Below are 11,201 nucleotides of genomic sequence, written 5' to 3' on the forward strand. Positions count from 1 at the left end.
TTTATTAAGGTTTCTCGCATTTCTTGAGTTATCGTTCCAACTTGGCCCTTATTAATTGTATAATTGCCTTGTTGGTTTTTCACATACCCGATTGGGGTAACAACCGCAGCCGTGCCACATGCAAAAACTTCTTTGATGTGATTTGATTTTATGTCTTTAATCCATTGATTAGCAGAATAGCGCTCTTGCCTGACTGCTAGTCCTTTATCTTTTGCAATAGTAATAATGCAGTCTCGAGTAATGCCTGGTAGAATAGTTCCATTTAAGGGAGGAGTTAGAAGCGTACCATCATCAAATACAAAAAAGATATTCATTCCACCCATTTCTTCTATCCATTTGTGTTCAGCAGCATCGAGGAAAACGAGTTGATCGCAGTTGTTTGCTGTAGCTTGTTGTTGAGCAATCAAGCTTGCTGCATAGTTTCCACCACATTTGGCTTCGCCTGTTCCACCCGAAGCGGCACGTGTGTAAAATTCAGAGATCCATACAGTGACTGCGTCGGCTCCTTTTGAGAAATAGGATCCTACTGGGCAAGCAATAATCATAAAAAGATAATCTGTGGAAGGTTTAACGCCGAGATAAGCGCTATTGGCAATCATAAATGGTCTAAGATACAAGCTTCCAACGGATGGATCAGGTATCCATGGTTCTTCTACTTTAATGAATTCATAAATAGCTTGCAGAAAAAGGGATTCGGGTAAAGGTTGCATAGCCATACGTTTGGCAGAATTAGCAAATCGTTTAGCGTTTGCTTCTGGTCTAAACAATAACGTTCGGCCATCTTTTGTTTTATAAGCTTTCAAACCCTCAAATATTTCTTGTCCATAATGAAATACACAGACCCCTGGATCCAAAGCAATAGGACCATAAGCATTTATTGTAGCGTTATGCCAATTTTTTTCTTTATTGTAATGTAGCATGAGCATATGGTCTGTGAAAACTTTTCCAAAACCAGGATTATTTAAAATTAGATTTCTTTTTTCTTCTGGCGTAGGGGTTGGATTTTTAGTAAAGATAATAGGAAGACAAGTAGGGCAACTCATTATTTTTCTTTCTAAATTCGTGCAAATAAAGCAATTTTGTTCCAAAAAATATATTAAAATCATTGTAATTGCAAATTGAAGATTTGCTTTAAAACGATTTCGATAAGAATATTGTTTGGTGTATAGATATACCCCATTGAAAGTCTAGCGTTTAAAATAATCTACAGCAAATTATATAAGACGTGCATAATTTGATTTTTATTTAACGAATAAATCCTTTAGGTTAATCAATTTAGTGTGTTTAAAAAATTTTGGGACTTTCAATGTATTGATGTTATGATAAATGGCAACGTACAACTGTAAATTCTGAACTTTTAAGGATTACGAAGAGTAAAGGGAGTTATTATGAACCTCCATAATACGTCATTATTTCGTCAACAATGCTATATTAATGGTAATTGGGTTGAGGCAGAAAACAGTCAAAAAATTAACGTAACCAATCCCGCAAATGGAGAAATTATCGGTACAGTTCCTAAGATGGGTGTATCCGAAACAAGGAAAGCCGTTGTTGCTGCGGAAAAAGCACAAAAAAATTGGGCTGCTAAAACGGCAAAAGAACGCGCCTATATTCTAAGAAAATGGCATAATCTTATGCTGGAAAACATGGAAGATTTAGCGCTAATTTTAACCTTAGAGCAAGGTAAGCCTCTAGCAGAGGCTAGAGGTGAAATTACTTATGCTGCTTCTTACTTAGAGTGGTTTGCGGAAGAGGCTAAACGTATTTATGGAGATGTCATTCCAGGGGTAACTACTCTGCAACGGGTTATTGTTATTAAACAGCCCATAGGAGTAACCGCTGCAATTACACCTTGGAATTTCCCTAGTGCCATGATTACTCGAAAGGCAGGCGCAGCGATTGCAGCAGGGTGCTCTATGGTATTAAAGCCTGCTACTTCTACTCCGTTCTCCGCTTTAGCTTTGGCTGCTTTGAGTGAAGAAGCTGGAGTGCCTGCAGGCATTTTGAATGTTTTGACGGGGTCATCCAGTGAGATTGGCAAAGAAATAACCGAAAATCCTATTGTACGTAAGTTGTCTTTTACGGGTTCAACTGAAATAGGGGCAAAATTGATTGAAAAATGTGCACCTACCGTAAAGAAATTATCTATGGAGTTGGGGGGTAATGCACCTTTTATTGTGTTTGAAGATGCCAATATAGATAAAGCGGTTAAGGGGACCATGGATTCCAAGTTTCGAAATGCAGGCCAAACCTGTGTTTGTGCCAATCGAATTTATGTTCAACAAAATGTATACGATGAATTTGTAAAAAAATTAGTGCAAGCCGTAAAACAATTACACGTTGGAAATGGAACAGATGAAAAAGTATCGATCGGACCTTTAATTGATTCCAACGCAGTTGAGAAAGTAAAAGCGCATATTGCAGATGCTGTTTCCAAGGGAGCTAAAATCATTGAAGGTGGTCATGCGTTGGGTGGAAATTTTTTTGAACCTACCATTTTAGTAGATGTTCCTATTGAAGCCAAAGTATCAAAGGAAGAAACATTTGGACCTTTGGCTCCAATATTTAAGTTCGAAACTGAAGACGAAGTTATTCGTTATGCCAATGACACTGAATTTGGTTTGGCCTCTTATTTTTTTACTGATAATTCAGAACGAATTTTCTCGGTCTCAGAAGCTTTAGAATATGGTATTGTTGGAATCAATACTGGATTAATTTCCAGCGAAATGGCACCTTTCGGGGGTATAAAAGCTTCTGGTATGGGTCGTGAAGGTTCAAAATATGGTATCGAGGATTATCTCGAAATTAAATATTTATGTTTAAATCTTAAGAAATAAACTAATTTTAAATTATCCAAGGTTTTACTATCTTGGATAATTTTTTGTATCAATTTCCAAGTGTGAGGCGAGCTAAAGCAATAGCTGCTTCTTTGGTAGTGGTCACAGCAATAAAAAGCCCTTTGTGTACAAATTTTGCCCCTTCAACGCCGGTCTCGACTTCGAGGGCTTTGCCCTCAAGTCCACCCCAGGTAGCAGGAAATAATTTACGTCTGTCGTTTCCATGCATTCTTATGGGCACTGTTCCGACGCGCCATTCATTTTCAGCAGGATAAACAACCAGTTGGGTATTCCACCCATTGGCAAAAATTGGATAAATATGTGGCATCCAACGCGGTAACATTAAAATACGGTTATCAGGGCTGTTTTTATAGGCTTCTTTGCAACAATCAATTGCTCTAACACGCGCAAATTCAACGTTTAATTGATAAACTAGAATGGTCTTAATAACAGTAGAGGCTTCAAAAAAACGTTTTAATTGAGTCGAAGAATTGTCTTCATCCCAAGGGGGATTGAAAACATTAATAATGGATGAAAAATTCAAACCATTTTCTGGTTGCATTTTACCATTATCAATCGCATCAATCGGAATGACAAGGGCTTTTTCAATGACACTATGAGCAACCTTAATTGATTTTTCATCAAGATCGGGGGCAAGTTTTTTTATAACGTCAATTCCAAAAGCCTGCCAAATTAATCCAGCAGAACTATAGGGAATGGTTCCTTCTATGTTTTTAGGAGTTTGTTTTATGTCGCGTTCAGGGGCGCCAATTTGATGATGATCAAAATGTCTTTTCCCGTCGAATATACCTCCTACGTCAAATACAATATCTGCTTTATCTATAATTTCAGGGTCTCGTGTACGTTCAACTTTAAATGGACGGTTCTCTAAATCAAGAGCAATTCCCAAGGTTGTAAATGCAAATACATCATCAATATGAAAACGTCCGTTATGCGTTACAATAAGCAGTTCTTTGCTGTAATCCATTAATCCTTCGGTTAAAGAATCAGATGAAACGGTTGTTGCATTAACCATAAATATCCCTGTCAATTTAAGTACAATCAAAAATGGAGTTGTATCATAGAAAGATTCCTGATGGTAAGCGAGAAATTAAATTTTCACTATGAAGGTTTTGAAGGTGCTTTTTTCAATTTAATACAGTGTATTGATCAAAAGGAGGGGTTGATGCATGAAATGTTATGAATATTTGGAAAGATATTGCAATATTATGCAATATATTGCAACGAAACGGTGACCAAAAATAAATTAATTGCTACCATTTTATTATATTTATTATTTTAGACTAAAATATTTTCTTATTAATTGTAGATTTGATTTTTTAAATGAAAATTGTAATAAGCTCAACAGCAAAAGATAAAATCGAATGCGGCATTTTCTAGAATTGATGGTTAGTTTTTAAAATATATTTTAGAGAATGTGTTAATTATAAAAATGAAATGGGATCCACATCGACCTCAATTTTAACGCCTTTTTTTATTTTTATGCAGGATAACCACTGTCTGATAACAGGTTGTATAGCAAGATTTTTTTTTGAACGTATTAAAAAACGTTGACGATAGCGATTGCGAAGTAAAGCTAAAGGGGCTGCCGTTGGACCTAAAACTAGGACACTATCGATTTTTGGACTATGTAAGCTGAGTTCATAAGCCGTGTGTTTTGTGGTTTCTTCATCGTCAGCACTTATGATGATGGCTGTCAATCTTCCATAAGGGGGCCAAAACCCCTCTTTACGTTCGTTCGCTTCATAACGCATGAATTCATCAAAATCATTTTTTGCTAATGCTTTGATAACGGGATGATCGGCAAGATAACTTTGTAACATAACAGTGCCCACTATTTGTTCTCGGCCTGCACGTCCACTGACTTGATGAAGAAGTTGCAAAGTTTTTTCCGAAGCTCTAAGATCAGCACCGCTCAGGCCTAAGTCAGCATCAATGACTCCTACAAGGGTTAGGTATGGAAAATGCCAGCCTTTAGCAACAATTTGGGTCCCTATAATAAGATCAACCTCGTGTTGTGTAATAAGTTTTATAGCTTCTGCAGTGGCTATAGGACTAGTCAAGGTATCGCTTGACATAATTAGAATTTTAGCATCTGGAAAAGTAGTTCGCGCTTCTTCCGTAATACGTTCAATTCCTGGCCCTATAGGAACCAAACTCTCTTTTTCTAAACAATGTGGGCATTCTTTTGGAAAGGGTATGGAATAGTCACAGTGATGACAAATAAGCTTGTTTTGAGCACGATGTTCGATTAACCAGGCAGAACAATGTGGGCATTCCATTCGGAAACCACACGCCCTACACAAAGTCAAAGGGGCATATCCTCGTCGATTAAGAAAAAATAATATTTGTTCTTTTTTTCCCAAGATTTTTTTAGTTGCTTTCACTAAGCGTGGCGACAAATAAAGTCCACGATTGGGTGGATCGTGTCTCATGTTCACAATTTCGATGTTTGGCAGTCTTGCCTCGCCGTGCCTTTGGGTTAAAGTCAAATGATGGTATTTTTTTTGCTTTGCATTCACTAAAGTTTCTAAAGAGGGTGTTGCGGAAACTAAAACGATAGGACATTTCGAGAGAGTGGCTTTAACGATAGCCATATCTCTTGCATGGTAAATGATACCTTCCTCTTGTTTGAAAGACGATTCATGTTCTTCATCAACGATAATTAGACCTAAGTTGTTTAAAGGGAGAAATAAAGCCGATCGAGCACCAACTAATACAGAAATTTCGTTTCGAAGTGCTGCTTGCCACGTTAATCGGCGTTGTTTTTCGGTAAGATCAGAATGCCATAATGCAGGTTTTACCCCAAACCGTTTTTCAAAGCGATTTATCCACTGTGAGGAAAGAGCAATTTCAGGTAAAAGAATTAAACTAACTTTTCCTATGTTAATGCAATCTGCAATGGCCTCCATATAAACTTCTGTTTTTCCAGACCCCGTAATTCCTTGAAGCAACGTTGCAGAAAATTGATTTTCTTGGATTTTTTGGTTTAAAAATTGTGTGGAAACTTGTTGTTCTGCATTCAATGTTATGTGGTTAAAATGGATATTAGGTTTTTGGAAAATTGACTTTTCGGCTAAATATTTTTCCTCAAGAATACCTTGTTGGTGCAAATTTTTTATAACACTAGGGCTAACTTGTGCTTCTTTGACAATCTGAAGAGTAGTTTTGGGATCTTGTTGCCTTTTAAGATAAGCAAGTGTTTTTTCTCTTGCCTTGGTTCTTGGTATACCGTTGAGGTCGTGTTTAGAGTTAGAAATAACCCATCCTTTTTTTGGATTGGCCTTTTCATTAACAATTTTTTGTATCCCTCTTAATGTAATGGCTAACACTGATCCGCGTGGTGAAAGGGTGTAAGCAGCTACCCAGTCAACAAATTGTAATAAAGATAGTGGCAAGGGGGGTAAAGGTAAGATAGATAAAATGGGTTTAAATTTTTTGATTTTTTTAATATTATCTTGAGGTATAGAGAGCGTTTTGGGTAAAGTACTATCATGCCATACAACCCCTATTTCTTTGCGACCATTAAGGGGTACTTTAATAAGATTTCCTGGGCCAAGAGGGATTATTTGTAAATCTGATGGGACAGTGTAGTAAAAAGGTGTTTGAAAAGGGTAGGGAAGTAGTACAGGGATAATAGTGGAGCAATCTATAGAATTCATAGAATTCTCTTGTAGTTTTTAACGATTGAAAATGAGGGGAGGGCAAATAAAGCGAATTACTGTGTTGAGACTTTAGGTAGACTACCCTAATATAAGATAATTAAAGAACGATAAAAATGCAAATTTAGAGTTTTGTTCTTAATGCTTACGCATCAATTAGTCTAATTCTTAAACCTATTAAAAATTAAATTTTCTATTTTTTGAATCAAGTTTCGCTCTGAGGTAGTGGGTTATGATTAAAAACGTATTAACAATCGCCGGAACTGACCCAAGTGGTGGGGCAGGTATTCAAGCAGATATCAAAACGTTTTCAGCCTTAGGTTGTTATGCCATGTCTGTAATTACCTCTGTCGTTGCACAAAATACTCAAGGAGTTATATCCTATAAAACAATGGATCCAGAATTGATAGCGGATCAAATGGACGCCGTTTTTGAAGATATACATGTGGATGCCGTAAAAATTGGTATGCTGGCAAATGAACTTATTGTTGGAGTTGTTGCTCAAAAATTAAAGCAATACGCAGTACCATTATGCGTTCTTGATCCTGTGATGGTTGCCAAAAGTGGAGATTCGTTAATCAACGATGACGCTATTCAAGCAATAAAGGAACAAATTGTCCCTCACGTTACGATGGTTACACCCAATTTACCTGAGGCAAGGGTACTTTTGGGCAAAACGAGTCCTATAAGTCTACATCAAATGAAAGAAAGTGCCGAAGAGTTATTGAAATTGGGTCCGAAATGGGTCTTATTAAAAGGTGGTCATTTATCGGGTTCGGTATGTTTGGATGTGCTGACGGATGCTAAACACTATTATGAATTTTCCGCTGAACGTGTTGTAACCAAAAACGATCATGGTACGGGTTGCACCTTATCTTCTGCGATAACTGCTCTTTTACCCAACCATTCTATGTATGACAGTGTCCTCGAAGCAAAGCGATACCTTACAGAAGCATTAAAAGCCAGTGATCAATTGACGGTTGGTACAGGCCATGGCCCCTTAAATCATTTTTATCAATTTTGGCAATCAAAGCATTCATGATTAATATAAGTAGGTTTGAAATATGTTGGCTTCTGAATTGCTAAAAAAATTTTTGGACTGGATGAAAAATAGCCGAAGAGCCTCGCTTCACACCCTTATTGCTTATCAGCAAGATTTATCAAGATTTATTGCATTTTTAACGTATTATAAATCGCAAGAACCTACATTGGAAACGTTATCGTCTTTGACGTATATTGATTTAAGATCTTGGCTCAGTGATGAAAATGAAAAATCTCTAAATTCCCCTCGTAGAGGTCAACCGAGACATACTCCAGATGCAGCCCTAAGGACACGAAGACGCCGGCTATCGGCACTGAAGTCTTTTTTTCGGTTTTTATCTCGTTTTTATCAGATGGAAAATATGGCTCCATCTTTGTTAAATACCCCAAAAACTAAACAACCCTTACCCCATCCTCTTTCTGAAGAAGCGGCGCATCAGCTTACCCAAAATATTGCCAGTGTTCATGACCATATAATGGAACAAACAAGAGACATTGCTCTTTTTACGCTGCTTTATGGATGTGGTTTACGGCTATCCGAAGCCCTTAATTTGAATTGGATTGACTTTCGCTATTCTGGATTAAACGATCAGGGGGGTGTTTTGAAAATTAAAGGTAAAGGTGAAAAAGAGCGTTTAATTCCTATGTTGCCTGTTGTTATGCAAGCCTTACTAAGATGGAAATCCAATTATCCCCAATACGATGAGAAAGAACCTGTTTTTATTGGCGTAAAGGGGAAACGTTTAAATCCCTCGGTTGCTCAGAAAACAATGAGAGAATATAGAAGGTTGTTTGGTTTGTCGGAATTATCCACGCCACATGCTTTACGGCATTCTTTCGCTACGCATATGATGCAAAATGGGGGCGATTTACGAACCATACAGGCGTTACTTGGCCATGCGAGTTTATCCACAACCCAACGTTATACGCTAATGGATCAAACACATTTACTTTCAGTATGGAAAAAAGCACATCCGCGAGCTTAATAGGTTCAACTTTATGAGGGCTAGTTTTTTTAATTTTTTTTGTATTTCTTTTACAATTTGTTTTTTGTCTTTATCCATGATTTTAAAAGTAAAGGCGGCTGTATGTTCTTATACTCAACTTGGACAAATACATCTTGATAATGTGGATGGATTTCTCGTAGGTGGCGTAATCCTAAACGGTCAATTGTTTAATATGGTTATTGATACTGGTTCTGAGGGAAGTCTTATTTCTCCAAAATGGGCAGAATTTTTAAATTTACCTATTGATCATCATCGTAAAACGGTTTTGACTGGCTCAAGGGGGGGACAAAATCTTGTTCATAACGTTGTTTTAAATCAAATTAATTTGGGAAAACTTTCTATTGGTCCTTATACTATTCCACTGGGATATTTACCAGGCTACCCTGGAATAAATCCACCCGTTGTCGGCCTTATCGGTGGCGATATCTTATCGCATTTTGATTTAGAATTTGATTTAGTTGATCAAAAGCTGAGTTTTTGGGAAATAAAAACAGGTTCAGTGCTTTGCAGACCATTGCCTTTTTGGAATAAATTTTCTCAGATTGACCTTATAAGGAAAAGTCATCGCCTTTTTGTAAATGTTTTTGTCAATAACACCCCTATTTCAGCCTTGATAGACAGTGGAGCACGTTCACGTATTATTGCTTTGGATAAAGTTATTCACATGGGAATTTCATTAAAGACGTTAATGCTTGATCCGGGTGGTTTTGCAAGTGGTATTGATATGAAAGAAACCCGATATTACTGGCATCGTTTCAAAAAATTTCAAATAGGGGATAACGTCGAATATAACCCTATACTGACAGTGTCCAAACTTAATGATGATTCAGAAATGCTTTTAGGATCGGACTGGTTTGAAAACAAAAAAATATGGATTTCTTACTACAGAAGTAAATTATATTTGCTTTCTGATGGAAACACGCACAAAAAAAATTGATACTCTACTCTACATTAACTGAGTATTTTCATTTTATAAATTATCTAAAATGTCCATTTTTATTTATTTCTAAAGCAAATGAACTGACAGAAAAAAAATTCGAACCAGATTATAAATAAGTTTTAGACGAATAGTTTGTTTATTTACGGATATTGATGCAGAAAGCCGAATGTCCAAAGCAATATGCTTTTCTTGATAAAAAGATTGGATGCTAGGTTTGAGAAGGATTACGCTTTTTTCTTAGGTAACAAAAAGAAAATAAAAGCGCTAAATGCTGTTAAAATTCCAAGCCAGAACCAAGTAAATTGAAAATGATAGGCTGTACTTGCATGCGGATGTATAATTCCATCCATTGTTAACAAAATTGCCGCAATGGCAACACCTGAAGCTGATGAAACTTGCATCACTGTTGATAAAAGACAACTTCCAGAAGGTTGTCTTTTTGCTGAAAGATCAATCACTGTTATTGTATTCATCGCGGTAAATTGCATTGAATTAATAAACCCAGTAATTAACATAAAAATGACAATTAAAATCCAACTTGTGTGTTGGTCAACAAGGCAATAAGATGCATAGGAAGCACTAAGCAAGAAGGTATTAATTGATAGAAAATTACGGTAGCCCAGCCACTGAATAGCGGGGGCCGTAAAGGGTTTTGCTGCCATCAGAGCTATTGCGAGGGGTAACATAGCAACACCGCAGGCTACGGGACTTAACCCCATAAGCTCTTGTAACATTAATGGCAACATAAAAGGAACAGCGCCGGTTCCAAAGCGTGCAACTAAGTTTCCAAAAATACCTACGGAGAAGGTTCTGATTTTAAACAAATTTGGGCTGAACAGGGGATAATCATGGTGAAAAGCCCTAATCCAATAGATTGTTAATAAAATGAGACCTGCTACCATAATAAAAATTGGTAATTTATACGCCGTTGTTTCACTGAATAGACTCAGAGCATAAGTCATAGAGGCTATAGATAATGCAAAGATAATATATCCCCAAAAATCCGTTTTTACGTCTTTGTTTATTTTAGTAGGAAAAAACAGTAAGGCGAAATAAATGCCGACGACTCCAAAGGGTACATTGATAAAAAATATTACCGACCAACTGAGATAAGAAGCAATAAATCCTCCGACAATAGGACCAATTAATGGGCCAACCAATCCTGGAAGCGTTACCATATTAAGAGCCCAAATAAGTTCATTTTTTGAAAATGTTTGTATGACTGCCAATCTGCCTACGGGCAGCATAAGTGCGCCACCTATCCCTTGTATAATTCTTGACAATAAAAGCTCATTAAGGGTTTGAGAGATTCCACACAAAACAGAACCAATGGTAAAAATGAGCAAGGCAGCACAAAAAATGATGCGACAACTGAATTTTTGGCACAAAATTCCTGTTAAAGGAATAAAGAGCGAGTTGGCAATTAGATAAAATATAATAACGTTTTTGGTGGTTGCTAAGGGTGAATGAAAGTAGTTCGACAAATAAGGAATAATGGTATTTACAGCGGTGGAATCGAGAGCTGTCATAAAGAAAGAGATTGCTGCAACAACAGGAATTAATTTTTTATATTTGTCGATAATGGTGTTCATTGTTTTATTGGAATGGATTTTGCGTTGGGGATTGTAACAATAATATATTGGTTTTGAATAGTTTTACTATAGGATAACGTATTAACCCATAATTTTTTATC

General features: G+C 36.8%; 8 protein-coding genes. 4 read left to right on the top strand and 4 right to left on the bottom strand.

Features of this window, described 5'->3' with window-relative positions; translation table 11 throughout:
- Positions 1 to 1,043, bottom strand: a 1,043-nt coding sequence (locus AABE15_RS03525; RefSeq protein WP_338329900.1) for a branched-chain amino acid aminotransferase, incomplete at its 3' end; no start/stop codon positions are given.
- Between the two features lie 345 nt (positions 1,044 to 1,388).
- Here AABE15_RS03525 and gabD point away from each other — a divergent pair.
- Positions 1,389 to 2,837, top strand: a complete 1,449-nt coding sequence (gabD, locus tag AABE15_RS03530; protein ID WP_338329901.1) for an NADP-dependent succinate-semialdehyde dehydrogenase — start codon at positions 1,389 to 1,391, stop codon at positions 2,835 to 2,837.
- A gap of 49 nt (positions 2,838 to 2,886) precedes the next feature.
- Here gabD and AABE15_RS03535 read toward each other — a convergent pair whose 3' ends face one another.
- Together AABE15_RS03535 and AABE15_RS03540 are read right to left on the bottom strand one after the other, a co-directional pair.
- Positions 2,887 to 3,873, bottom strand: a complete 987-nt coding sequence (locus tag AABE15_RS03535; protein ID WP_338329902.1) for an MYG1 family protein — start codon at positions 3,871 to 3,873, stop codon at positions 2,887 to 2,889.
- A 409-nt stretch (positions 3,874 to 4,282) separates the two neighbouring features.
- Positions 4,283 to 6,520, bottom strand: coding sequence for a primosomal protein N' (locus AABE15_RS03540; protein ID WP_338329903.1), 2,238 nt, complete (start codon positions 6,518 to 6,520; stop codon positions 4,283 to 4,285).
- A gap of 232 nt (positions 6,521 to 6,752) precedes the next feature.
- On the opposite strand from AABE15_RS03540, the gene thiD reads away from it, so the two are divergent.
- From thiD to AABE15_RS03555, 3 genes are read left to right on the top strand one after another with little or no spacing between them, the layout of a single operon-like run.
- Positions 6,753 to 7,562: a bifunctional hydroxymethylpyrimidine kinase/phosphomethylpyrimidine kinase gene (thiD, locus tag AABE15_RS03545; RefSeq protein ID WP_338329904.1), complete on the top strand. Its 810-nt coding sequence runs from the start codon at positions 6,753 to 6,755 to the stop codon at positions 7,560 to 7,562.
- Between the two features lie 22 nt (positions 7,563 to 7,584).
- Positions 7,585 to 8,547 (top strand): tyrosine recombinase XerC, encoded by a 963-nt coding sequence (locus tag AABE15_RS03550; RefSeq protein ID WP_338329905.1) that lies wholly within the window; start codon positions 7,585 to 7,587, stop codon positions 8,545 to 8,547.
- Positions 8,548 to 8,560: 13 nt separating this feature from the next.
- On the top strand, positions 8,561 to 9,505 hold the full coding sequence (locus AABE15_RS03555) for a retropepsin-like aspartic protease (protein WP_338329906.1): 945 nt from the start codon (positions 8,561 to 8,563) through the stop codon (positions 9,503 to 9,505).
- 227 nt (positions 9,506 to 9,732) lie between these two features.
- Here AABE15_RS03555 and AABE15_RS03560 read toward each other — a convergent pair whose 3' ends face one another.
- Positions 9,733 to 11,100, bottom strand: a complete 1,368-nt coding sequence (locus tag AABE15_RS03560) for an MFS transporter (protein WP_338329907.1) — start codon at positions 11,098 to 11,100, stop codon at positions 9,733 to 9,735.
- Positions 11,101 to 11,201: the final 101 nt, after the last annotated feature.

Source organism: Commensalibacter sp. Nvir (genome assembly GCF_963921845.1).
In the GTDB taxonomy this organism is placed as follows: Bacteria; Pseudomonadota; Alphaproteobacteria; order Acetobacterales; family Acetobacteraceae; genus Commensalibacter.

What these genes read in the sequence shown, in the direction of transcription:
- gabD (WP_338329901.1), top strand. Translation starts at nt 1,389, where the DNA reads ATGAACCTCCATAATACGTCATTATTTCGTCAACAATGCTATATTAAT.
- AABE15_RS03535 (WP_338329902.1), bottom strand. Translation starts at nt 3,873, where the DNA reads ATGGTTAATGCAACAACCGTTTCATCTGATTCTTTAACCGAAGGATTA.
- AABE15_RS03540 (WP_338329903.1), bottom strand. Translation starts at nt 6,520, where the DNA reads ATGAATTCTATAGATTGCTCCACTATTATCCCTGTACTACTTCCCTAC.
- thiD (WP_338329904.1), top strand. Translation starts at nt 6,753, where the DNA reads ATGATTAAAAACGTATTAACAATCGCCGGAACTGACCCAAGTGGTGGG.
- AABE15_RS03550 (WP_338329905.1), top strand. Translation starts at nt 7,585, where the DNA reads ATGTTGGCTTCTGAATTGCTAAAAAAATTTTTGGACTGGATGAAAAAT.
- AABE15_RS03555 (WP_338329906.1), top strand. Translation starts at nt 8,561, where the DNA reads ATGAGGGCTAGTTTTTTTAATTTTTTTTGTATTTCTTTTACAATTTGT.
- AABE15_RS03560 (WP_338329907.1), bottom strand. Translation starts at nt 11,100, where the DNA reads ATGAACACCATTATCGACAAATATAAAAAATTAATTCCTGTTGTTGCA.